Below are 24147 nucleotides of genomic sequence, written 5' to 3'. Positions count from 1 at the left end.
CGCCTATACTCCCGGTCCTCGAGGAGCTTCCCGCATGGCTGCCGTGCCCGTTGGAGATGGGTTCGATCACGTCCCGATCCTGGATGTCCAGGCGCTCGTCGATCCTTCGTCGAGCCTGGCCGCGCGCCGCGAGGTCGCCGCCCAGATCGGCGCGGCCTGTCGCGAGAGCGGCTTCTTCTATGTCGTCGGCCACGGCGTCGATGCCGGGCTCCAGGCACGCCTCGAGGCGCTGAGCCGCCAGTTCTTCTCGATCCCGCTCGAGGAGAAGATGGCCATCCGCATGGCGCTGGGCGGGCGCGCGTGGCGTGGGTACTTCCCCGTCGGCGGTGAGCTGACCTCTGGCCGCCCCGATCGCAAGGAGGGCCTCTACTTCGGCGCCCAGCTCGACCCCGGGCACCCGCTCGTCCGTGCCGGGACGCCGCTCCATGGCCCCAACCTCTTTCCGCGTGAGCCGGCCGGGCTGGGCGACGCGGTCCTCGAGTACATGGCCGCGCTCACCCAGCTCGGGCACTCGCTCATGCGAGGGATCGCGCTCAGCCTGGGCCTCGACGAGCACTACTTCGCCGCGCGCTACACCGGCGATCCGCTCGTGCTCTTTCGCATCTTCAACTACCCACCCGGCCCCGAGCTGGCCGAGGACGGGCAGCCCGTCTGGGGCGTCGGCGAGCACACGGACTATGGCGTGCTCACCATCCTCAAGCAGGACGAGGCCGGCGGCCTCCAGGTCAAGTCCCGGGCGGGCGGGCAGGTGCGCTGGATCGAAGCGGCACCCGTGCCGGGCTCGTTCGTGTGCAACATCGGCGACATGCTCGACCGGATGACTCGCGGACTCTACCGCTCGACGCCTCACCGGGTGCGGAACCGCGCCGGGCGCGACCGCCTGTCCCTGCCGTTCTTCTTCGACCCGAGCTGGACCGCCGAGGTGCGTCCGGTCGACGCCGCTGTCCTCGCGGAGGCGGGCGTCGATGATCAGGCCGAGCGCTGGGATGGGCAGAGCGTCCACGCCTTTCGTGGCACCTATGGCGACTACCTGCTCGGCAAGGTGGGCAAGGTCTTCCCGGATCTCCGCGCCGAGGTTCTCTAGAGCAGGCGGGCACCAGGTACCACTCCATGGCCAGACAGTTCCCTCGCATCGAGCAGACGCACCGCGAGTTCATCCAGCGCCAGCGGGTGTTCTTCACCGCCTCCGCCGCCGCGGGCAGCCGCGTGAACCTGTCGCCCCGAGGCACGGACGCGCTGCGCGTGCTCGGCACGAACGCGGTCGTCTACCTCGATCTCACCGGCAGCGGGAACGAGACGGCGGCGCACCTGCGCGCCGACGGGCGACTGACGATCATGATGTGCGCCTTCGAGGGCCCGCCCATGATCCTGCGCCTCTACGGACGCGGGCGCGTGATTCGTCATGGCAGCCCCGAGTATGCCCAGCTGCTGGCCTCGGAGTACGGGGGCACGGAGCCGCTGGGAGCTCGACAGATGGTGCTGCTCGACGTCGAGCTCGTGCAGACCTCCTGTGGCTATGGCGTGCCGTTGTTCGAGCACCGAGGCGAGCGGGACACGCTCAAGCGCTGGGCCGAGGCCAAGGGCCCCGAGGGCTTGGAGGCCTACAAGCACGAGAAGAACGTCCGCAGCATCGACGGACTGCCGACCGGCCTCTTCGACGAGGACGAGGCATCTGAGAAGTGACGTGGGCGCCCAGGGCGCCAGCTCACCCGATGACACGCGCCAGAAAAGGCGCGGTGCGGCTCCCTGAGAAGGCGGCGACCTCTTCGGGCGTGCCGGCCACCACCACCTGGCCGCCCTCGACACCAGCGCCCGGGCCCATGTCGATGACCCAGTCGCTCGCCGCGATCACTCGCATGTCGTGCTCGACCAGGATGACCGTGTTGCCCGCCTCGACCAGCCCGTCGAGCTGCGCCATGAGCTTGTCCACGTCGGCGGGGTGCAGGCCCGTGGTGGGCTCGTCCAGGATGTAGAGCGTGGTGCCCCGCTGCACCCGCTGCAGCTCGGTGGCCAGCTTGATCCGCTGCGCCTCGCCCCCCGAGAGCTCCGTCGCGGGCTGGCCCAGTCGCAGGTAGCCCAGGCCCACCTCTCGCAGCACGCCCAGCGAGCGGAGCACCTGTGGCTCTCCCTCGAAGAACTCATGGGCCGCGTCCACGGTCATCCCCAGCACCTCGGCGATGTTCTTGCCCCGGTACTGGATCTCCAGCGTGCTGGCGTTGTAGCGGGCCCCGTGACAGGTGGGACACGGCGCGTAGACGCTCGGCAGGAAGAGCAGCTCGACGCTCACGAAGCCCTCGCCCTCGCACGTCTCGCAGCGCCCCTTGGCCACGTTGAAGGAGAAGCGCCCCACGTCGTAGCGACGGGCCTTCGCGGCCTTCGTCGCCGCGAAGAGCTTGCGGACGTTGTCGAAGAGCCCCGTGTACGTCGCCAGGTTGGAGCGAGGCGTGCGACCGATCGGCTTCTGATCGACCCGCACCAGCCGCTTGAGGCTCTCCATCCCCTCGGCGATCCGCCCGCCCGTGGTGAGCACCACGGTGCGCTCCAGCTCTTCCACCTCGTCCTCTTCGGAGGGTGGCTCGTGGCCGAGCCGCTCGGCGACCAGCTCCACCAGGACCTGGCTCACCAGGCTAGACTTCCCCGAGCCCGAGATGCCCGTCACGGTGGTGAAGACTCCCAGCGGGAAGGAGACGTCGAGGTCGCGCAGGTTGTTGCGCGTGACGCCCTCCAGGCGGAGCCAGCCCCTGGGCGGGCGGGGCTTGCGGCGCCGCACCGTCTCGGCCCCGAAGAGGTAGTGCCGCGTCTGGGAGGCCTCCACGGCCTCGAGCCCCTCGAGCGGACCGCTATAAAGGATGCGTCCGCCCCTCTCCCCCGCGGCGGGCCCGACGTCGACGATCCAGTCGGCGTGGCGGATCACATCCACCTCGTGCTCCACCACGAACAGCGAGTTCCCCGAGCCCTTCAGCTGATCGAGCGCCCGCAGCAGCGCCTCGGTGTCCGCCGGGTGGAGGCCCGCGGAGGGCTCGTCGAGCACGTACACCACGCCGAACAGGTTGGAGCGCACCTGGGTGGCCAGCCGCAGCCGCTGGAGCTCTCCCGGCGAGAGCGTCGGGGTGCTCCGCTCGAGCGAGAGGTAGCCCAGCCCGAGCTCGGTCAGGACCTGGATCCGCGCCAGCAGATCCTTGGCGATCCGCTGGGCCACCAGCGCCTTTTCCGGATGCTCCTTCGCCAGCTTCGCCGCTCCCGGCGCCGTCCCGTCCACGGCGGGGCGAAGGATGTCCGCGACGCGCTTCAGCGGCAGCTTGGAGAGCTCTCCGATGTCGAGGCCCGCGAAGGTGACGGACAGGGACTCGCGGCGCAGCCGCTTGCCCTGGCAGAGCGGGCACTCGCCGCTCACCATGTACCGCGACACCCGCTTCTTGATGAGCGGGCTCTCCGTCGTGGCGAAGGTCTGCAGCACGTACTTCCGAGCGCCCGTGAAGGTCCCCATGTAGCTGGGTTCCTCCTTGCGCTTGAGCGCGCGGCGCGTCTCCGCCGGCGTGAAGCCCGCGTAGACAGGGACGGTCGGCTGCTCGTCCGTGAAGAGGATCCAGTCCCGATCCTTCTGGGGCAGCTCCCGCCAGGGCCGGTCCACGTCGTAGCCGAGCGACACCAGGATGTCGCGCAGGTTCTGGCCATGCCACGCGGGCGGCCAGGCGGCGATCGCCCGCTCGCGGATGGTCAGCGAGTCATCCGGCACCATCGACTTTTCCGTCACCTCATAGACGCGCCCCAGGCCGTGACAGCGGGGGCAAGCCCCCGCCGGGGTGTTGGGCGAGAACGCGTCGGAGTCCAGGTGCGACTGGTTGGGCGGGTACGTCCCGGCACGCGAGTACAGCAGGCGCAGGGAGTTCGAGATCGTCGTCACGCTGCCCACCGACGAGCGCGTCGTCGGCGCGCCCCGGTGCTGCTGGAGAGCCACCGCTGGAGGCAGCCCGTCGATCGCGTCGACCTCGGGCACTCCCGCCTGATCGATCAGGCGCCTGGCATAGGGCGCCACGGACTCGAAGTACCGCCGCTGCGCCTCCGCGTAGAGCGTCCCGAACGCCAGCGACGACTTGCCCGAGCCGGAGACCCCCGTGAAGACGACCAGCGCGTCACGCGGAATCTCCACATCCACGTTCTTCAGGTTGTGCTGGCGAGCCCCTCGGACCCGGACGACTCCTGACTTCGCGCCGCTGGAGGACTCTGGACGGTGTTGAGCTCGCGGTTTCGGCATTCGCACGTGTTCGTGAAAGTGGTGCCGGGTGCAACGAAGGACCAGGGGTCATGGGGAGCGGGGACCGCGCCTGCGCCCGGCCGCTCGCCTACCGCTCGCCTTCGAGCCAGCTTCGTTCAGCCGCCTTGGCGGGGCGGGCTCTCGCGACCGAGTCCCAGGCGAATGGCGCGCTCCACCGGTGAGTAGGCGCCGTCGTCGCGATGAAGCTGGACCGCCTGCCTGGTCAACAGCGGCGGCTGGGCCATGAAGCGCGGCCGGGTGCCGTGATGCGGCTGGGCCGCGTGGACCAGAAACGGATGGCAGAGGTAGACCGTGCCAGCCTCGCCACTGGCGAACGCCACCGGACGCTCCACCGTCGAGTCGAGCCTTCCGGCCACCTCCATGAACGTCAGCCCGCTGTCTCCCTCCGGCTCGAGGAGCCGGGCGATATCCAGGTGAGAGCCCACCCGGATGCGGGTCGGCGCGTCGTCCTGCCCCACGTCGGAGAACAGGAAGAGCATCAGCAACGCGCGCCCCTTCGAGGACACGTTGATGCGCCAGGAGAAGAAGTCCCCCGGGTTGTCCCCTGGGAAGCCGGCGTCGATGTGCCAGCCGGCATCGCCCGGATCCTCGGGGCTCGGGAAGCGGACCGGAAACGTGCCGAGGCTGCCGCACGGCACCCAGCGCCCCTGCCCTACCAACCGATCGAAGGCGGCGTGAAGCCGAGGCGTGTTCGCAGCGCGGCGGAACGGCTCCTGCGTGTACTGGTTCAACCTGACGACGGGCTTCGTCCACGTCGCCGGGTTGCCCTCATCGCATCCCGTGTCGCGCCAGAGAATCGCGCGGCACTCATCCGCCAGCTCACGAGGAAAGGCGCCGTCGAGGCGGAGAAAGCCCTCCTCGATGAACCGACCCACCTCCACATCCGAGATCTCAGCCATGGCGCCCCTCGTTATCACGGCGAAGGCCGCCGGGGGTACCCGTCTGGTCAGGTCGCCCTGCGTGCCCCCGCGCCAGCCAGCAGGGGAACGAGATCCACTCCGCGCCAGAGCCGCTCGCGCATCTCCCGCGAGTCCGCCAGCGCGCGCGCCCCCCGAGGCGTCACCACGAACAGCCGCCGGGAGCTTCCGCCACTCCCTTCCCCTCGCTCCGACGCGACCAGCCCCTTCGTCTCGAGCCGGTCCAGCGTGGCGTACACCGCGCCGATAGCCACCTCGCGCCCCGTCACCTCCTCCAGCTCCCGGCGGACGGCCATGCCGTAGGCGCCACTTCCGTCCGGGGCCCGCCCCGTGCGCACCACGGCGAGCAGCACCTGCTCCTCGAAGGTGCCGAGCGGTGCGTCAGATGTCGTGCTGGGTGCGGGCGACACGATGGGTTCCTCCTCTTGCAACGACAGCGGATGGGACGGGCGAGCGACTACACTTCGCGGAACACGGCGGCGGGATCGAGGCGGCTGGCACGCCACGCCGGCACCAGCGCCGCGATGACTCCAACGGTCAGGAGCGCCAGGATGGAGCCCATCAGCGACAGCGGATCCACCGCGCTCACCCCGTACAGGAACGAGGAGAGCAGCCGCGCCAGCGCGAGCGCCGCCACGGTGCCGAGCACGCTCCCGAGCAGCACCAGCGCCGCTCCCCGGCCCACCACCTGCGCCACCAGGCGCGAGGGGCGCAGCCCCAGGGCGATGCAGATACCCAGGTCACGCTGGCGCCGGCGGACGAAGTGCGCCGTGACGCCGTAGACCCCCACCGCGCCGAGCACCACCGCCAGCGCCGTCAGAAGCACGAGGACCGACATCACCTGCCGCGCGGGCCCGAGCGCCTGCGCGAGCACCGCGTCGATGGTGGTCGAGCGCTGCACCGCCACCGAGGGCGCGACGGCGATGACCTGCTTCCGGGCATCCTCGAGCATCGACGCGGCCTCGCGGCCCGGCTGCGCGCGGAGGACCAGGACGTGCCGCGTCGGCGAGTACTCCGTCATCTGCGCGTACGGCATGTAGCGTGCCGGCACCGCGCCGTCGGTGAGGCCCGCCTCCGCCACGTTCTCCACCACTCCCACGATGCGCGCCCACTCGCCGCTGCCGGTGGCGATGCGCCGCCCGAGGGCGCTCTCACCGGCGAAGTACTTCGCGACGAGCGCCTGGTTGACCACCACCACGCGCTCCGAGCCCTCCCGGTCGTCGCTGCTCAGCAGACGGCCCTCGATGAGCTGGATGCCGACCGTGGCGAAGTACCCGGGCGTCACCAGCCGCACGAAGGTGGTGGTCCTGGGCAGGTCCGGCTTGTCCTCCACCGCCATGCCCCAGCTGTCGCCCGAGCCCCGCAGGGGCAGCTTCTGGGTGGCTCCCGCCGCACGGGCGCCCGGCACCGCCGCGAGCGCCGTCTCCAGCTCCGCCACCAGCCGCCGCCGCGCCTCCGGAGTGACGTTGGCCTCCATCACCACGTCCAGGACGGCCACCCCGCCGGTGTCCACCCCCGGATCGATGGCGCGCAGGTTCGCCACCGTGCGCACCAGCAGCGCGGCCCCCGCCGTCAGCAGCACCGCGAGCGCCACCTGCCCCACCACCAGCGCGCCCTCCGTCCTTCCTCCGCGCGCCCCGATGCCACCCGTCCGCGAGTTCCCGAGCGCGCGCTGCGGGTTGGACTTGCGCAGCGAGCGGGCCGGCAGCAGCGCCACCGCGAGCGCCGCCAGCAGCGCCAGCACGAGCGCCGCGAAGAACACGCCCCAGTCCAGCGAGCCGCGCGCTGCCAGGGGCCCGAGCGGCAGCGCCTCGGAGAGCAGCCGGAAGCCCTGGGCCGCGATCACCGCGCCGAGCCCCGCCGCGCCCAGTCCCAGCAGGAGCGCCTCCGCGAGCAGCTGCTGCGTCATCCGCCGGCCATCGGCCCCGAGCGCCATCCGCACCGCCAGCTCGGTGGCGCGGCTGTCCACCTGCCCGAGCATCAGGGCCGCGACGTTGGCGCACGCGATCAGCAGCAGCACCCCCATGGCCGCCAGCGTCGCGAGCAGCGGGGCCTCGAGCGGCCCGAGCAGGTACTCGCGCAGGGGCGTCAGCGCGGGCGAGCGCGTCTTGTCCCACTGCGCCGGGTACTGGAAGCGCTCGCCGAGCCGCGAGGCCAGCCGCTTCAGGGCGAGCTCCATCGCGGCGCCGTCCGTCCCCGGCGCGCGCCGGGCCACGATGGTGTAGTTGCCGGAGCCATCGTCCTCGTTCAGCTCCTCGGACACCCAGAGGCGCACCGTCGGGTCCGGGAACCAGAAGTCCTTGGGCATCACGCCCACCACGGTGTGCGTGCGTCCGTCCAGCTCCACCGTGCTGCCCAGCAGCGACGGCTGTCCGCCCAGCGTCTCGAAGAGCGCGTGGCTGAGCACCGCCGCCGGAGCCGCCCCCGGGCGATCTTCATTGGGCTCGAAGCCGCGGCCGAGCATGGGGCGCACCCCGAGCACGTCGAAGAGCCCCGCCGTCGTGGGCACCGCCGCCACCAGCTCCGGCGTGGAGTCCGTGCCGCGCCGCATCGGGAGATCCCGCTGCTTGTAGGCCGCCACGGAGCTGAAGCCGGCCCAGTCGGGCGACAGGTAGAGGAACTCCCGCTCGGACCAGTCTCCCTGATTCCAGAACAGGGCCAGCCGCTCCTCCGCGGCATACGGCAGCGGCGTCAGCAGCATCCCCCGCACCAGCCCGAAGGCAGCCGCCGTCCCGCCCACTCCGAGCGCCAGGGTGAGGATCGCCAGCAACGTATAGGTGGGGCGCGAGCGCAGCCGCCGCGCCGCGTACCGCACATCGATGATGAGGCTCTCCATCCGGGGCCCTCCAGGCCGTAGACGGCTGGAGCCCGGCTCGAAGCCGGTCCAGCCGCGAGAGAACGTCCGCCGCACCAGCGGCGGCACCGAGCCGAGCACCTGCCGCCACAGCCACGCGCGCGCGGCCCGGCGACCCTCTCGGGCCTCACGAGCCACGAGCTCGGCCGTGAGCTCGGCAATCACCTCGTCCCGTTCGGCGTAGGGGAGCCATGCCCGCAGCAGGGCCAGAGGGAGACGGGGGGCCTTCGAGCGCCCTCCTTCATTCCTCGGGACTGACTGCGACACGCGCACCTCGGCTCGCTGACGGGATTCAGTTACTACAATGTAGAATACGCGTCCAGCGACGGCCGATTGCGTGGAGGGCCCACTTCACTCTCAGAGGTAGCTGCTCACGGCCGGGCGGTTCCACCAGCTGTCGTTGCGCCCGTCCAGGTACTCGATGGGCACCTGGCCGAGCTCCTCGGGCGTCACGTCATCCAGGCAGGCGATGTTCACCGAGACGTACTCGCCGCCCAGGGCCTCGACGTTGTTGGTGGCGAAGGGGCGAATCCCGCAGTGCTTGCAGAACAGGTAGTGCCCCATCTTCGACTCTCGCTGGTAGTCGGCCAGCGCGTCCTGCCCCGAGAGCAGCCGGAAGGCGCTCGGCTTGATCATCGCTGCCCAGGCGCGGGCCTTGGCGCAGATGGTGCAATTGCACCTGACGGTGCCCTTGCTCAGGTCGATGTCGGCCTCGAAGCGAACCTTGCCGCAGTGGCAGCTGCCGGTGAACTTGCGGGTAGTCATGGGGTCTTCCTCCAGTAGAGCGGGTATGGACCGGTCTTGGTCATGCCCTCACTCTGGCCAGTCCCTGTGACAGCCTTCTGTCAGGTATTTTTGACGCGTCCCGCCGCGCATGTCCGGGGATTAAGGAGCGGGCCTGGCCGTTGAGCGCCTGTCTCCCGTTTCCCCATGAGTTCGCACACTCCTATGTCCTCTTCCTTCCGACGTGTCCCCCGTGCCGTGTTCACAGTCAGTGCCTCCGCCTGGCTCTGCGCGTGCGCCTCCTCTGCCCCCGTCGAAAAGACGGCCGCACCGCCGCCGCAGGTCCAGGCCTCCGCCTCGCCCGCCGCCTCGGCCAATGCCCCCAAGCCCACCTACGGCACCTTCGGCGTCGACACCGCCGGGATGGACCTGTCCGTCCCTGCCGGTGACAGCTTCTATCGGTACGTCAACGGCACGTGGATCGCGAAGACCGAGATCCCCGCGGACCGCTCCGCCTACGGCCTGGCCGTGAAGCTCGCGGAGCAGGCGAGCCAGCGCACGCGAGAGATCATCGAGGAAGCCGCCCGAGCCGACGCTCCCGCCGGCAGCGAGCTGCGCAAGCTGGGGGATTTGTTCGCCAGCTTCATGGACGAGGCGGCCATCGAGGCCAAGGGCCTGTCGCCGCTCGAGCCCGAGCTGCGCCGCATCGCCTCCATCGCCAACCGGAAGGAGCTCTCCGCCGCGCTCGGAGAGACGCTGCGCACCGACGTCGATGCGCTCAACATCGGGGACGTCACCACCGCCCGGCTCTTCGGCCTGTGGGTGAGCGAGGACTTCAACGAGCCCTCGCGCTACGCCGCCTACCTGTTCCAGGGCGGGCTGGGCCTGCCGGATCGCGACTACTACCTCGGCGACAACGAGAAGCTCACGGACGCCCGCCAGAAGTACCAGCAGCACATCGCCAACATGCTGCGCCTTGCGGGCAGCTCCGACGCCGAGGGCCGGGCCCGCCGCATCCTCGAGCTGGAGAAGAAGATCGCCCAGGTGCACTGGAACCAGGTGGACACGCAGGACACCGCCAAGAGCAACAACCCGTGGCCTCGGGACCAGTTCGCCAGGCGCGCGCCGGGGCTGGACTGGGAGGCCTGGTTCACCGCCGCGGGGCTCGGGCAGCAGCGCGAGCTCATCGTGTGGCAGCCGAGCGCCATCACGGGCATCGCGAAGCTCGTCGGCAGCGAGCCCCTGGAGACCTGGAAGGACTACCTGACCTTCCACGCCCTCGAGCGCGCCGCGCCCTACCTGTCCAAGGCCTTCGTCGATGAGTCCTTCGCGTTCCAGGGCCGCGTGCTCAGTGGCCTGCAGCAGCAGCGCGAGCGCTGGAAGCGCGCCGTCGACGTCACCGGCGAGGCGATGGGCGAGGCGATCGGCAAGCGCTACGTGGAGAAGTACTTCCCGCCGGTGGCCAAGGCGGAGGCCGAGAAGATGGTGCGCGACATCATCGCGGCCCTGGGCCAGCACATCGACGCGCTCGAGTGGATGAGCCCCCAGACGAAGGCCCGCGCGAAGGAGAAGCTGGGCACGCTCCAGGTCGGCATCGGCCACCCGGAGAGGTGGCGGGACTACTCGGGGCTGGAGATCATCCGCGGTGACGCGTACGGCAACTCCTGGCGCGCGTCTCGCTTCGAGTATCAGCGCAACCTGGACAAGCTGGGCAAGCCGGTGGACCGCTCGGAGTGGTTCATGGTGCCGCAGCTCGTGAACGCGCTGAACTCTCCGCAGCAGAACTCCATCATCTTCCCCGCGGCCATCCTCCAGCCTCCCTTCTTCGATCCGAACGCCGACCCGGCGGTGAACTACGGCGGCATCGGCTCGGTGATCGGGCACGAGATCGTCCACAGCTTCGACGACATGGGCGCGCAGTTCGACGCGCGCGGCAAGCTGGCGAACTGGTGGACGAAGGAGGACGCGGAGAGGTTCAAGGCCGCGGGCCGGGCGCTCGTGGCGCAGTACAACGCCTACCGCCCGCTGCCCGACCTGGCGGTGAATGGCGAGCTGACCCTCGGCGAGAACATCGCCGACACGGCGGGCCTGTCGATCGCCTACGACGCCTACAAGAACTCGTTGGGGGGCAAGCCCGCGCCGGTGATCGACGGCTTCACCGGAGACCAGCGCTTCTTCCTCGGCTACGGGCAGGTCTGGCGCAACAAGTACCGCGAGCCGGCCCTGCGTCGCCGGCTGATGACGGACGGACACGCCCCCAGCGATGCCCGTGTCTCCACCGTGCGCAACATCGATGCCTGGTACCAGGCCTTCGACGTCAAGCCCGGACAGGCGCTCTACCTCGCGCCCGAGCAGCGCGTGCGCATCTGGTGAGCGTGCAGGTATCCTCACCTCCCATGGCTCCTCGCGCTCCCACTGGCCGTGCCGCGATCCTCACCTGGCTTCGCTCCCTCGATGAGGGGGCGGAGCCGAGCCCGAGACCGCTCGGCAGTCCCATCGTCTTCGCGGGTGTCGTGCGCGAGAACGGCGCCTGGCGCATCCGCGAGGCGGTCTTCGATCACGAGGGCTTCGAGGCATTCGCGCGCGCCCAGCAGGCCGCGGGGCGTCCCCTCTACCCGGAGCACGCCGACGGCTTCCGCCGCCCCACCGGCCAGATCTTCCTCGAGGCCGCGAGCCTCGGCGACTTCATCCGGGCGGTCGAGGCCTACGACTGGCCTCGGGACTGGTAGGCCCATTCCACCTCTCGGAGGCTATAGTCCGCTCCGGGAGGCGGAATGAGTCGCATTCAGCAGAGCACGGATCAGATCCTCCGTGGGTTGAGGGCCGGCCTGGTCGGTCAGGACGAGCTGGCGCGAGGGCTGCTGCTGGCTCTCCTGGCCAACGGACACGTGCTCCTGGAGGGCGTGCCGGGCCTGGCCAAGACGCGCGCCGTGCGCCTGCTGGCCAATGCGTGCAACGCCACCTTCAAGCGCATCCAGTTCACGCCGGATCTGCTGCCCGCGGACATCATCGGCACGCGTGTCTACCGCCGCGACACCGGCGAGTTCGAGGTGCGCCAGGGTCCCGTGTTCGCCCAGATCGTCCTCGCCGACGAGATCAACCGCGCCGCGCCCAAGGTGCAGTCCGCGCTCCTGGAGGCCATGCAGGAGCGGCAGGTGACGCTGGGCGATCAGTCCCATCCCCTGCCCCAGCCGTTCCTGGTGTTCGCCACCCAGAACCCCGTGGAGCAGCAGGGCACCTACCCGCTCCCCGAGGCCCAGGTCGACCGCTTCCTGATGAAGCTCATCATCCGCCACCCCTCCGTGGAGGATGAGCGGAAGATCGTCCGGATGGTGATGGACGAGCGGGAGGTCCCCTCGAGCAAGGAGACCATCGCGGCGGGGGACATCCTGGAGCTCCAGGCGGAGACCCGGAAGAAGACCTACGTCGACGAGCACATCATCACCTACGCCACCAACCTGGTGCAGGCGACCCGCGATCCCGCGCGCTTCGAGCTGGCCCGACACAAGGGCCACATCGCGCTGGGCGCCTCGCCCCGCGCCTCCATCGCCCTGGTGCAGGTGGCCCGGGCCCGGGCGGTGCTCGAGGGGCGGAACTCGGTGCTCCCCGAGGACATCAAGGCCGTGGCCCCCGACGTGCTGCGCCACCGCGTGCTGCTCACCTACCACGCCGAGGCGGAAGGGGTGACGGCAGACCAGATCGTCAGCGACATCCTCGGCATCGTCCCGGTGAAGTGAGGCACGCCGTGGCCGGCGAGAGCGGAATCCTGACGCGGGTCCGGGCGCTGGAGCTCGTCGCCCAGCGCAACGTCTCTTCCCTCTACTCCGGGAACTACGTCACGACGGTGCGCGGCTCCGGCATGGAGTTCAACGAGGCCCGCCACTACTCCGAGGGAGATCCCGAGCGCCACATCGACTGGAACATGACCGCGCGGCTCGATGAGCCCTTCGTGCGGACCTATCTGGAGGAGCGCGAGCGCGAGGTCATCGTCGCCGTCGACGTGAGCGCCTCCATGCACTCGGGCTGGCAGGAGCGCAGCAAGCTGGAGACGGCCATGGAGCTGGCCGCCACGCTCGGGCTGTCCGCCATCGAGGCCGGAGATCGCCTGGGCTTTCTCACCTTCCATGAGCGGGTGGTGGACTTCTCACGCCCGCTGGGAGGCCGCCGGCAGCTCTACACGTTCCTGCGCGCCCTGGCCGGCCAGCAGCAGGCCCCGCCGCCCAGGACGCGCGTCTCCGACCCTCGCGCCGCCATCCACGCCATCCAGTCGCTCCGGGGACGCCGCTTCGTGGTGTTCCTCATCTCCGACTTCATCGACCACGACGTGCCGGACGATCTGCGCTTCATCGGCCAGCGGCACGACGTCTCGCTCGTCCACGTCTACGATCCCTTCGAGTACGCGGGGCCGGGCCCCGTGCGGCTCCTGGCCATGGCGCCGGAGGGCCCCACGCAGGCGCGCTCCGTCCCGCCGGACGCTTCGGGCTCGCTGGAGGCGATGCAGCGCTTCCTGGCCGAGGCAGGCGCCCGCCATGGGCTGCTGACGGTCTCCGTGTCGACCCAGGCGCCCGTGGGCCGCACCCTGTCGGACTTCTTCCACCGGAAGCAGCAATGGATTCGATAGCGCCTCTGCCAGAGCCCCTGGGCGAGCCGCTGCCGATCTTCTCGGTGTGGCCCATCGCCTGGTGGCACGTCGCCTTCCTCGCCCTGGCGGCCTGGTGGCTCTGGCGGCGCCTGCGCAAGAAGCCTCCCGCTCCGGCCCCGGCGGCGGCGCCCCCTCCCGCCCCCGTCCAGGCCGCCCCCGTGGGCCCACAGAGATCGCCGCTCTCCACCAGGCTCATCGCGCTGGAGGAGAGCTACATGGTCTCCCAGGACTACCGGGCGGGATGCCACGCGCTGGCCAGCCTCCTTCGCTCGTTCCTGGAGCGTGAGCTCGGCCGGGAGATGGAGGCACTCACCGCCACGGAGCTGGCTGAAGCCTTGTCGGACCCTCGCGCCGGCCGGTTCTTCATCAGCCTGCGAGACGCCCAGTACGGGGAGAGGCCCCCGGAGCGAGAGACCTTCAGGATGCTCTGCCGGGATGCCAGGCAGCTGTTCGATCTGTGGAAGCGCATCGAGCTCCGGGGGAAGCCGTGATCTCCTGGAAGCTGCCCTGGCTGCTGCTGCTGCTCGCCGCCGTGCCGGCGTGGGTGCTGTGGAGGAAGCGGCGGCTCCTGAGCGAGGCGGCCTCCTTCCCGCCGCTCCAGTTCGGCGAGGTCGCCTCCCGCTCGCGCGGAGGATGGGGGTGGCTGCTGGGGCTCGAGGGGGCGCTGCTCGCCCTCTCCGTGCTCACCCTCGCCGGGCCCATGGAGGTCGAGGAGGTGCAGCTCTTCGACGAGGATGGCATCGATCTCGCCCTGGTGCTGGATGTCTCCGCCTCCATGCAGGCGGCTGACTTCCCTCCCAACCGCCTCGAGGTGCTCAAGAAGCTGTCGACCGAGCTGGTCCGCCGCAGCGCCGGCAACCGCGTCGGCGTCTATGCCTTCGCCGCCATCTGCGTGACGCAGGCGCCGTTCACCACCGACACCCAGGCCGTCGTCGATCTGATCGACTCGATCTCGTACGAGTCCGTCGACCACTACCGCGTCGGTGGCACCGCCGTGGGGGACGCCCTGCTCATGGCCAGCTCCGCGATGCTGGAGCTGCGGGAGCCGGGGCGTGATCAGGTGGTGCTGCTGGTGACCGACGGCGAGAGCCACCTCGGCGCGGATCCGCTCCTGGCCGCCCGCTTCCTGAGGGAGAAGGGCATGCGGCTCTACGTGGTCGGCATCGGCCAGGACGAGCCCGTGCCGGTGTGGGTGAATGGCAAGCCGCTGCCTGGAGACGCTGGCAAGCAGCTCACCACCCGGCTCAATGACACCCAGCTCAAGCAGATAGCGGCCCAGGCGGGAGGCACCTACTTCCGAGCCGACAGCAACGACGTGCTCGGGCGCATCTTCGATGAGATCACCCGGCTCGAGCACAAGCCCCTCCAGGTCCAGGGCGCCCAGGTGGAGCACTCGCTGCGCGCGTATGGCGCGATGGGGCTCGTGCTCCTGGTGGCGCTCTGGCTCGCGCTGGACGGCCTCTGGCTGCGGAGGCCCCTGCGATGATCGGCCTCGAGCACGCCTGGGCGCTCCTGCTGGTGCTTCCCTGGACCCTCCTGGTCCTCCATGTGATGGGCCGGCAGAAGGAGGCCGTCGACTGGCTGCGCGAGCGCGTCTCCGCGGGGGCGCTGGCCCGCCTCACCGTGTACACGCGCATCCGCCCGCGCTGGCACTTCCTGTGGCTCTGGACGATGGGCGCCCTGCTCATCACCGCCGCCTCCGGGCCATACACCCACTCCGAGGGACCGGTGAAGCGCCAGGCGCGCGACATCGTCCTGATCGTGGATGCGTCGCTCAGCATGGTCGTGCCGGATGCGCACCCCAACCCGAAGACCCAGATGAAGTACGCGAACCGGCTGGAGGCCGCGAAGGCCTTCGCCAAGGACCTCATCGAGGCGCTGCCGGACGCGCGGTTCGCGCTGGTGAGCTTCAGCGGCAGCACCGCCATCCATGCCCCCATCACCGTGGACCGGCAGGCGGTGCTGCTGCAGCTCCAGAGCCTGCGCGATCACCGGCTCACCCAGGCCTCGGGCAGCGAGTTCGGCCGGGCCCTGGGCACCGTCGTCCACCTGTGGCGCAACCGCGAGTCCCCGCTGCAGGTGGTGTTCCTCAGCGATGGAGACACCTCCTCCTCTCCCGAGCCCAGCGATGGCCCGCTGGAGGCGCTCGCGCGGCTCGGCATTCCCGTGCACACGGTGGCGTTCGGGGCGGATGAGCCCTACTCGTCCGGCATCTACGATCCCGAGGAGGTCGCCCAGGGCAAGAAGGAGCCGCGCATCGTCCTGAACTACAGCACCGCCCGGGACACGTACACCCTGCGCTACTTCTCCAGCGTCACGGGGGGCAAGGCGGTGGTGGCCGAGGACCACTGGGTGGAGGAGCTGCTGCCAGCCCTGGAGTCGGTGCCCGGACGCACGGTCTCCCTGCGCCACATGACGCGACGGGACTGGAGCTGGGTGCTGGTGGCGCTCTTCGTGCTCCTGTTCCTCGCGGAGTCCCGCGTGTTCCGCCGGAAGCTGCCCCTGCTGGTGGCGCTCCTGCTCACGGCGCAGGGCTCGGGGTGTACCTCCGAGGAGCGGACCGCGCACGAGCTCAACGAGCAGGGACGCAAGAGCTTCGGCCGGAGCGAGTGGGAGGCGGCGGGCTCATCGTTCGAGCAGAGCGCCGTGTTCCAGGTCCGCCCGTGGGTGCCCACCCACAACCTGGCGATGGTACATGCGCGGGAGGGGCGATACGCCGAGGCGCACCGCTTCATGGAGGAGGCCCTCTTGATGAACCCGGGCTTCCTGGAGGGGCTCTTCGGCGATGGCGCCGTGCTGTACGACTGGGGCGCGGCGGAGCTCGACGTGAAGAACTGCCGAGTGGAGCGAACCCGAGAGCTGTGGACCCGCGCGCGGGAGCGCTTCACGCAGGTGGAAGAGAAGAGCGGGCCTTGGGACACGCTCCGGGACCGGGCGGCGAGCAACGGGAGCTTCCTCGACAGCCAGCTCGCGTGGCTGGACGAGGTGGAGAAGTGCGAGCCCCCGCCCTCCTCCGAGAGCGCGGATGGCGGTGCCGACGGTGGGGCGGACGGAGGAGGCGATGGCGGCTCGGATGGTGGCTCGGATGGCGGCACGGACGGCGGCCAGGATGCGGGGGGCGATGGAGGGCAGGACGCGGGCCAGGACGCGGGAGCGGATGGTGGCCGGGATGCGGGCGATGACTTCGAAGGGGCTCGAGATGCGGGAGACGGAGACCCTCCATCCGGAGGAATGACGGAAGCAGAGCTGAAGCGGGTCGAGCAGGCGCTCGAGCAGGCGCGGAAGAAGAGCGCCGAGGGGACCGGCTCCTGGTTTCAGGTGCGCCAGAACCAGACCCGCCTGGAGGAGCTGCGGACCGATGGAGGGCTCAACCTGCCCCCCATCAGGTGGTAGCGCCCTTCGCCAAGCTGCACCGAGTCCTCGATGAGCTCCCTGGCGAACGAGACCGCCTGATGTGGCGGCCCTCCAGTGGGTCCGCGCCCGCGGAGAGCGCCCTTTCAACTTACGGGCCAAGGCGAGCATTCGCGCGGGTCGACCAGGAGCAGGATAAGGTCCACTCCCGGCACGCCCCTCCTCCGAGTCCTCTCCATGCGCAAGGTCATCATCGCGGCAACGGCCCTGCTGGTTGTGGGAGCCGTGCTCCTGTTCCTCCGGAGCCTGGGAGGCTCCGGCGCCTCGGCGGACCGTGGCATCGCCGCCACCGTCGAGCCCCGCGAGGCTGGAAGCTCCACCGGCCGCGCCGACGCCCGGCGGTACCGGGAGCGCCCCGAGGATGTGGGCGTGCGAGGCACCGCGGACGCCGGCAGCACTCCCTCCCTGGTGGAGCCTCCGTCCGAGGAGGACGGGGTGCTGGAGCTGGAGGTGCTTGCGGGCGGGCAGCCCGTGCCCGGTGCCAGCGCGCGGCTGTACTGGCGCGGCGCTCGCGATCCGAACCTCAACGAGGTGTCCTGGCGCCTGGCGAGCACGGGCCTCACCAATGCGCAGGGGCGGGCCCGGCTCGCCTCGCGGCCCGGCAACTACCTGGTGGCGGTCCGCGCCCCGGGCTACGGCTCCTTGCTGCGCGACGTGACGCGCCCGTTCGGCGAGGCGCGCACGCTCCTGCGCCTCACGCTGGAGCGGGGCCAGTCCCTCACCGGCCGCACCGTGGTGCATGGCACCAAGGAGCCCCTGCCGCTGGTGGAGCTCGTCCTCACGGCGCACGGCCGCATGGTGGAGCCCTGGCAGAGAATCGAGGCCCCCACCGAGGAGCGGGTGCACACCGCGAGCGACGAGCGGGGCAGCTTCCGCGTGGAGGGGCTCGCGCCGGGGGACTACCAGCTGGAGGCTCGGGCGCCGGGGCATACCCTGGCCGTCCTGCGGCGCGTCAAGGTGCCCACGGCGGGCCCGCTCACCGTGGAGCTGAAGGCCGCGGGCGTCATCGAGGGCTTCGTCGTGGATGCTCAGGGCCACCCCGCCGCGGGCGCCGAGGTGCTCGTCAGCGGACGCGTGCCCGAGGTGACGACCACGGGCGCGGGCGGCGGCTTCTCCGTGGAGGTGGAGGCCGGGGAGCACACCGTGTCCGCGCGGCGAGGCACCGAGGCGGGCGCGCTGGAGCAGGCCCTCATCGTCAGCGCGGGGAAGACGGTGCGCGACGTGCGCATCCAGCTGGGCCCGAGCGCGGTGCTGAAGGGGCTCGTGGTGGCTCGCGGCACGGGAGCGCCCGTCGCCGGAGCCCGCGTGGACGTGAGCCCCTACGGCAGCAGCGGCGACTGTGGCCGCGCCGTGACGGACGACACCGGCCACTTCGCCGTGGAGCACCTGGCCCCCGGCAGCTATGACGTGGTGGTGACGGCCCCGGGCTTCGCTCCGCTCAGCCGGCGCGCGCTGACGGTGGCCTCGGGCGAGCACTTCTCCATCGAGCTGCACCTCACGGGCACGGGCGCGGTGGAGGGCCAGGTGAGGGATGGCGCCGGGCAGCCGATAGCCGGAGCCCAGGTGCTCAGGACGGACCTCTGGGGAGGCTCGGCGGAGGAGTCTCCCGGCGAGGCCCGCACCGACGCAGAGGGGCGCTACCGCCTCGAGGGCATGCCCGTGGGCTCCTCGAACCTCACGGCTCGCAGGGAGGGCGCCTCGCTCGGAGTGAGCCAGCTGGTGGACGTCACGGAGGGGCAGACGACCCGGGCGGACTTCACCCTGGAGGAGATGGGCACCGTGGAGGGACGGGTGCGCGCGGTCAGCGGCTCCCTGCCCGACGAGCCCCTCGTCGTGGTGGCCCTGGTCCGGAGCAAGAGCTTCCGCCCCGCGGACCTGCGCCCCATCGAGGTGGATGAGTCAGGCAGCTTCCGGATGACGCTGCCACCGGGAAGATATGAGCTGCGCGCGCGGCACGCGGAGCTCCGGGGCAACGGCATCTCCGAGCCGGAGCCGGTGGATGTCACCGCGAGGGAGACGGCCCGCGTCGAGCTGCTCTGGTTCGGCGAAGCGCGCGAGAAGGACAGGCTCCGGGGCGTCGTCCTCGAGCCGGACGGCACGCCCTCCCCGGGCGCCTACGTCATGGTGTTCCCCGAGGGAGAGCCGCACGCCACGCGCCAGGGCACCGTCGCGGACGAGCAGGGGCACTTCTCGCTCTCCCCTCCCGTCCAGGCGGCCGAGCGCGACATGCGCCTGAGGCTCCTGGCTCGCAGTGGCGGACGCATGGGCGAGCTGCAGGGAGTGAAGGCCGGAGAGCAGACGCTCGTGGTGAAGCTGCGGCCCGGAGCCTCGCTGAGAGGGCGGGTGGTGCGCGCGGGCGGGGGTGAGCCCGTGAAGGGCTTCACGATGACCCTCCAGGCCCAGGATGTGATGAGCTTCCCGATGGGCAACGGCACCTGGGAGTTCCCGGGCGATCGCTTCGAGCTGCGCGACGTGCCCGCCGAGCCCGTCCGGGTGCTGGTCCGCACGACGGACGGCGCCGGAGGCAACGCCCTCATCACTCCGGCCCCAGGAGTCGTGACCGAGCTGGAGGTCCCCTTGAAGGGCACGGCCAGCGTGCGCGGTCGCGTCGTGGACGCGGTCAGCCTGGCTCCCGTGGGAGGCGCCCTGGTCTTCATCCTGGAGGATCGGCCCATGGATCCGGACAAGGCCACGGCGGCGGATGGGAGCTTCACCCTGGAGGGCGTGGCGGCCGGTCAGCGCATCCTGCTCGTCGTCAGCGGCCAGGACGTGGAGCGCGTGCCCGTTACACTGGAAGAGGGACAGGCGGCGGACGTGGGGGACATCCTCCTCGGCAAGCGTGAGTGACGGATGCGTCACCTCTCGGTGGCGCCGCCATGCTGCCTCCTTTGAGTCAGGGCGTTGGGATAGATTCCGCGCCCCCTCCACAAGGAGCTTCGCTTGCACAACCACGCCTCTCCGCGTCACCCGCTGCGCGCCTCCCTCCGCCGCTTCCTCCACCTGTCCGCCGTGCTGCCGTTCGCCACCGGCTGCGCCATCGGCCTGATGGGCTGCGGCGAGGACAAGAAGGAGGAGGAGCCCGAGACCCCACGTCCGCTGGCGGAGAAGGTCCTCGTGCTCGGACACCGCGGCGCCAGCGCCCTGCGGCCGGAGCACACCCTGGCCGCCTACACCAAGGCCATCGAGGACGGCGCGGATGTCATCGAGCCGGACCTCGTGGCGACCAAGGACGGCCACCTCGTGGCCCGCCACGAGAACGAGATCTCCGGCACCACCAACGTGGCCGAGGTCGCCAGGTTCGCCGACCGCCGGAAGACGAAGACCATCGACAACGTGTCGATCACCGGCTGGTTCACCGAGGACTTCACCCTGGCCGAGCTCAAGGAGCTGCGCGCGCGCGAGCGCATCCCGCAGACGCGCCCGGGCAACCAGCAGTTCAATGATCAGTACGAGATCCCCACGCTCGTCGAGGTGATCGCGCTGGCCAGGCAGAAGTCGGCCGAGACGGGCCGCACCATCCACATCTACCCGGAGACCAAGCACCCGACCTACTTCCAGGGCATCGGGCTGCCGCTGGAGGACCGGCTGATCACCGTGCTGAAGCAGGACCCGTTCACCGCCAGCCAGGCCACCGTCTTCATCCAGTCCTTCGAGGTAGCGAACCTGAAGGCCATCCGCGCCCAGATCGGCAACACGCAGCCGAACTGGAAGCTGGTGCAGCTGATGGACTCGGTGGAGAAGCGGCCCTACGACTTCGTGGTGGCCAATGATCCGCGCACCTACGGGGACATGGCCTCCAAGGAGGAGATGCAGAAGATCGCCGCCTACGCCAACGGCGTGGGCCCCTACAAGCTGAACATCATCAGCGTGGACAGCGCGGGCAACTTCCAGAAGCCCACCGAGCTGGTGGCCAACGCCCACGCGGCCAACCTGCTGGTGCACCCCTTCACCTTCCGCCCGGAGAACGCCTTCCTCCACGCTCCGCTCAAGGCCCAGGGGCCGGACACCACGCACAACGCGGCCGGCTCCATCAAGGAGATCCAGGAGTACCTCAAGGTCGGCATCGACGGGTTCTTCACCGATGATCCCGCGGTGGGCCGGCAGGCGGTGGACACCTTCCAGCGCTGATCCGACGTGACTTCGGGCGGCGAGTCGCTGCGGACTCGCCGTCCGTCCGCAATCGCCCCAGGCGCGCCTCCACCGTCCAGGGTACGATGGAGGCGTGGGACGAGCCGGATGAAGCGCCGCAGGGACATGAGGTGGAAGAGCTGGCGGGGGGCAGGAAGATGCCTCGCGATGCTCGGCATGCTGCTCGCGCTCTGGAGCCCGGCCGCCGCCGAGGAGCACGCCCGCCGCCGTCCGCCCATCGTCTTCAGCGGCAACCTGGTGCTCAATGACGAGGTGTACCTGGCCGTCCTGGATCTGCCGGCCGACTTCTCGGCGGACAAGGCGGGGGCGGCCCTGGTGCGCTCACGGCTGCTCGGCTTCCTGCGCCGCGCCGGCTACGAGCTCGCCCGCGTCGAGACGGCCGCCGAGGGGGGCCGCATCCTCGTGGACATCGACGAGGGGCGCGTCGAGAAGATCATCCTGCGCGGCCAGAGCTCGCTGCGCACGGTGCAGGTGCTGCTCGGGCTGAGCCTGCCGCACAACGTCTTCAACCGGCCCTACCTCCGGCGCCAGTTCGCGGCGCTGAAGGCCGAGAACGGCGTGGAGGTGGAGCGCTTCGAGCTCGTCCGCACGAACGAGAAGACGCACGTGGGGCCCCAGGTGGAGGACCTCGGGCCCATCATCGACGACATCGGCCGGTTCGTGGGCCACCCGCTCATCCCTCCGCAGGCCGACTACGAGCTGCACATCGTCTTCCGCCGCCGCGAGTGGCCCACGGGCCCGGGCATCGTCGCCGGGCTCAGCGGCGTGGATGGCGTGCGCCTGGGCGTCGAGTACCGGGGAGAGAACCTCTGGCTCCCCAAGAGCCGCTGGGCCGCCACCCTCCAGGCCGGCGCGAAGATGCGCTCGCGCATCGCCGACGATCGCGCCTACCCGGCGCTCACCCGGGCGCTGGCCGAGGTGCAGTGGTACACGCCGCGCCTGAAGCTGGGCCTGCGGCCGCTGCTGTCGGCGCGGGGCGAGCTCACCAGCCGCCAGCGCCCCGACATCGGCCTGGAGAGCTACTTCGCCACCCGCGTGCAGCTCTCGCTGGGCCTGAGCTACGACATCTTCCGCGGCGCCACGGTGGCCGTGGGCCTGGGCGCCGAGCAGCTCGACGTGTTCGCGCTCCGCCCCGTGGAGGGCCAGGGGGTCTCCGCGGGCGTGGGCCCCAGCTCCACGCTCCGGCCGTACCTGAGCGGCACGGCGCAGCTCGTCTTCGACGCCGACGACATCCGCCGCGACCGCCACACCGAGCTCGAGTTCTCGGGGCGCCACTACCCCCGCGAGTCCGGGAGCGGCTACGGCATCACGGCCTTCCGCTACCAGCAGGTCACCGAGGTGGGCTGGCATGACCTGTGGCTCACCAGCCGGGGGGCCTGGCTCTGGGGCACGGTGCCCTTCGTCGAGGAGCAGCCGGTGGGTGGGCTGCACGTGCGCGGTGTCTTCGACGAGCGCTTCTACGCCCGACATGTCGCCAGCGGCGGGCTGGAGGTGCGCTTCTCCCTGACGCGCGACATCTACAAGGTGGGAGGCTTCGTGGACGTGGCGGTGTTCGGGCTGATCGACCGGGGCAGCGGCGGCGAGCGCCCCCGTGTGGTGGGCAGCTTCGGGCCGAGCTTCCACGCGCTCATCGCGGACGTCTTCCAGCTGGACCTCTATTACGGCCTGGGCATCGCCGGTGGGGGACGGACGGAGCGAGGCTTCACGGTGGCGCTCCGGCAGGCCTTCTGAGCCATTCGCGCCGTGTTGTGGTACTCGGGCAGTCCAGCAACCATGAACCCTTCGCCCACGGCCCCTGCTCCCTCGCGACCGCGCGTCTGGCGCGAGCGGGTGCTGCTCTTCGTGGCCTACCTGGCCATCCTGGCGGCATTCCCCGTCAACACGCCGTTCGACTCGAAGCTCACCCTGCCCACCACCGTCTCCATCCTGCGCGAGGGGAACATCGCCCTGGACGAGTACGCGCCGACCTTCGAGAAGTACCAGCACGGCGTCTACGAGCAGAGCGGGCATGTCTACAACTTCTTCCCCCTGGGGCCCTCGCTGGCGGCGCTGCCGGTGGTGGTGCTCATGGACGTGGGCGCCCGGGTGGCCGCGCCGCTCGGCGGACTGCACCCGGCGCTGGCCCGGCCCGTGGAGCGCTGGCGCCACGTCTACGACGCGAAGGGGGAGATTCCCCTGGAGGAGTGGAACGATCCGCAGCGCCTCATCGCCTCGGTGCTGGTGGCCCTGGCCGGCGTGGTGATGTACGTCCTGGGCACGCTGAAGCTGTCCCGTCCGCGCGCGCTGCTGCTGGCCTCGGCCTTCCTCTTCTGCACGCCCGCCCTGTCCACCGCGAGCCGCGCCCTGTGGCAGCACGGCCCCTCCATCCTCTGCCTGTCGCTGGTGCTGCTGTGCCTGGTGAAGGCCCAGGCGGAGCCCCGGTGGGCCGGGTGGGCTGGGCTGCCGCTGGCGCTGTCCTACGTCATGCGGCCCACCAACAGCCTCTCGGTGCTGCTGCTGTCCGCGTACGTGCTGTGGACGCACCCTCGGCAGGCGGTGAAGTTCTTCGCGGGGGCCGTCGCCGTGGCCGTGCCCTGGTGCGCGGTGAACCTGGCGAACTATGGCGAGCTGCTGGCGCCCTACTATCACTCGGATCGGCTGGAGACGAACCTGGCGCTGATGAGCGAGGCGCTCGCCGGCAACCTCATTTCCCCCGCGCGCGGGCTGCTCGTCTTCACGCCAGTGGTGCTGCTGAGCTTCTGGGGCCTGTGGCTGGACTTGCGCGCGCGCACCTTCACCCGGCTGCACGGCTTCCTGCTCGCCGTGGTGGTGCTGCACTGGCTGGCCATCTCCACCTTCCCCCACTGGTGGGCGGGGCACTCCTACGGGCCGCGCTTCTTCACGGACATGGTGCCCTACCTCACCTTCTTCCTCATCCCGGTGGTGGGCGCGCTCGGCTGGCGCGGAGCCCAGGCCCGGCGCCCGCTCACGGCCACCTTCGGCGTGCTGGCGCTGGTGAGCCTGCTCATCCACGTCCACGGCGCCAGCTCTCGCAAGGTGTACCAGTGGAACAGCACACCGGTGGACCTGGACTTTCATCCGGAGCGTCTGTGGGACTGGTCGGATCCCCAGTTCCTCGGGCGCCGCTGACGGCCTGTCTACACTGCTCCGCAAGTGATTCATGGGGCCCCCGGGC

Annotated in this window: 18 protein-coding genes; 13 read left to right on the top strand and 5 right to left on the bottom strand. The window is 70.7% G+C overall.

Going from position 1 to position 24147, the window contains the following annotated elements; genetic code table 11:
- Positions 1-34: 34 nt before the first annotated feature.
- Together KY572_RS16235 and KY572_RS16230 are read left to right on the top strand one after the other, a co-directional pair.
- The gene (locus tag KY572_RS16235) at positions 35-1084 is read left to right on the top strand and encodes an isopenicillin N synthase family dioxygenase (RefSeq protein ID WP_224243532.1); all 1050 of its coding nucleotides are present in this window, start codon (positions 35-37) and stop codon (positions 1082-1084) included.
- Positions 1085-1110: 26 nt separating this feature from the next.
- Positions 1111-1683, top strand: coding sequence for a pyridoxamine 5'-phosphate oxidase family protein (locus KY572_RS16230; protein ID WP_224243531.1), 573 nt, complete (start codon positions 1111-1113; stop codon positions 1681-1683).
- Positions 1684-1705: 22 nt separating this feature from the next.
- On the opposite strand, the gene uvrA is transcribed toward KY572_RS16230, so the two are convergent.
- The 5 genes from uvrA to KY572_RS16205 all read right to left on the bottom strand — a co-directional run bounded on the left by uvrA (position 1706) and on the right by KY572_RS16205 (position 8812).
- Positions 1706-4255, bottom strand: coding sequence for an excinuclease ABC subunit UvrA (uvrA, locus tag KY572_RS16225; protein WP_224243530.1), 2550 nt, complete (start codon positions 4253-4255; stop codon positions 1706-1708).
- Positions 4256-4371: 116 nt separating this feature from the next.
- Entirely contained in the window at positions 4372-5175 is an 804-nt protein-coding gene (locus KY572_RS16220; RefSeq protein ID WP_224243529.1) for a phytanoyl-CoA dioxygenase family protein, read from the bottom strand.
- A gap of 47 nt (positions 5176-5222) precedes the next feature.
- Positions 5223-5603 (bottom strand): PadR family transcriptional regulator, encoded by a 381-nt coding sequence (locus KY572_RS16215; protein ID WP_224243528.1) that lies wholly within the window; start codon positions 5601-5603, stop codon positions 5223-5225.
- A gap of 47 nt (positions 5604-5650) precedes the next feature.
- Complete coding sequence (locus KY572_RS16210) at positions 5651-8212, bottom strand: ADOP family duplicated permease (protein WP_224243527.1); 2562 nt, start codon at positions 8210-8212, stop codon at positions 5651-5653.
- 192 nt (positions 8213-8404) lie between these two features.
- Positions 8405-8812, bottom strand: a complete 408-nt coding sequence (locus tag KY572_RS16205) for a GFA family protein (RefSeq protein ID WP_224243526.1) — start codon at positions 8810-8812, stop codon at positions 8405-8407.
- Between the two features lie 183 nt (positions 8813-8995).
- On the opposite strand from KY572_RS16205, the gene KY572_RS16200 reads away from it, so the two are divergent.
- The 11 genes from KY572_RS16200 to KY572_RS16150 all read left to right on the top strand — a co-directional run bounded on the left by KY572_RS16200 (position 8996) and on the right by KY572_RS16150 (position 24101).
- The gene (locus KY572_RS16200; protein ID WP_263451717.1) at positions 8996-11143 is read left to right on the top strand and encodes a M13 family metallopeptidase; all 2148 of its coding nucleotides are present in this window, start codon (positions 8996-8998) and stop codon (positions 11141-11143) included.
- A gap of 23 nt (positions 11144-11166) precedes the next feature.
- Complete coding sequence (locus KY572_RS16195) at positions 11167-11499, top strand: hypothetical protein (protein WP_224243524.1); 333 nt, start codon at positions 11167-11169, stop codon at positions 11497-11499.
- A gap of 45 nt (positions 11500-11544) precedes the next feature.
- Complete coding sequence (locus tag KY572_RS16190) at positions 11545-12507, top strand: AAA family ATPase (protein ID WP_224243523.1); 963 nt, start codon at positions 11545-11547, stop codon at positions 12505-12507.
- Positions 12508-12515: 8 nt separating this feature from the next.
- On the top strand, positions 12516-13391 hold the full coding sequence (locus tag KY572_RS16185; protein WP_224243522.1) for a DUF58 domain-containing protein: 876 nt from the start codon (positions 12516-12518) through the stop codon (positions 13389-13391).
- The gene (locus KY572_RS16180) at positions 13379-13903 is read left to right on the top strand and encodes a hypothetical protein (RefSeq protein ID WP_224243521.1); all 525 of its coding nucleotides are present in this window, start codon (positions 13379-13381) and stop codon (positions 13901-13903) included. The genes KY572_RS16185 and KY572_RS16180 overlap by 13 nt, the downstream gene beginning before the upstream one ends.
- On the top strand, positions 13900-14898 hold the full coding sequence (locus KY572_RS16175; protein WP_224243520.1) for a vWA domain-containing protein: 999 nt from the start codon (positions 13900-13902) through the stop codon (positions 14896-14898). Before KY572_RS16180 ends, KY572_RS16175 begins: the two co-directional genes overlap by 4 nt.
- A complete protein-coding gene (locus tag KY572_RS16170; protein ID WP_224243519.1) occupies positions 14895-16805 on the top strand; it encodes a VWA domain-containing protein in 1911 nt (636 codons plus the stop codon). Before KY572_RS16175 ends, KY572_RS16170 begins: the two co-directional genes overlap by 4 nt.
- A gap of 195 nt (positions 16806-17000) precedes the next feature.
- Positions 17001-19670 (top strand): carboxypeptidase-like regulatory domain-containing protein, encoded by a 2670-nt coding sequence (locus tag KY572_RS16165; protein ID WP_224243518.1) that lies wholly within the window; start codon positions 17001-17003, stop codon positions 19668-19670.
- 93 nt (positions 19671-19763) lie between these two features.
- Entirely contained in the window at positions 19764-20951 is a 1188-nt protein-coding gene (locus KY572_RS16160; RefSeq protein WP_224243517.1) for a glycerophosphodiester phosphodiesterase, read from the top strand.
- A gap of 168 nt (positions 20952-21119) precedes the next feature.
- The gene (locus KY572_RS16155; protein ID WP_224243516.1) at positions 21120-22703 is read left to right on the top strand and encodes a BamA/TamA family outer membrane protein; all 1584 of its coding nucleotides are present in this window, start codon (positions 21120-21122) and stop codon (positions 22701-22703) included.
- 42 nt (positions 22704-22745) lie between these two features.
- Positions 22746-24101, top strand: a complete 1356-nt coding sequence (locus tag KY572_RS16150; RefSeq protein ID WP_224243515.1) for a glycosyltransferase family 39 protein — start codon at positions 22746-22748, stop codon at positions 24099-24101.
- Positions 24102-24147 lie beyond the last annotated feature (46 nt).

Source organism: Hyalangium gracile (assembly GCF_020103725.1).
Taxonomy (GTDB): domain Bacteria; phylum Myxococcota; class Myxococcia; order Myxococcales; family Myxococcaceae; genus Hyalangium; species Hyalangium gracile.
Note: the sequence above shows the minus strand (reverse complement) of the source record. Positions and strands in the feature narration are given on the sequence as shown.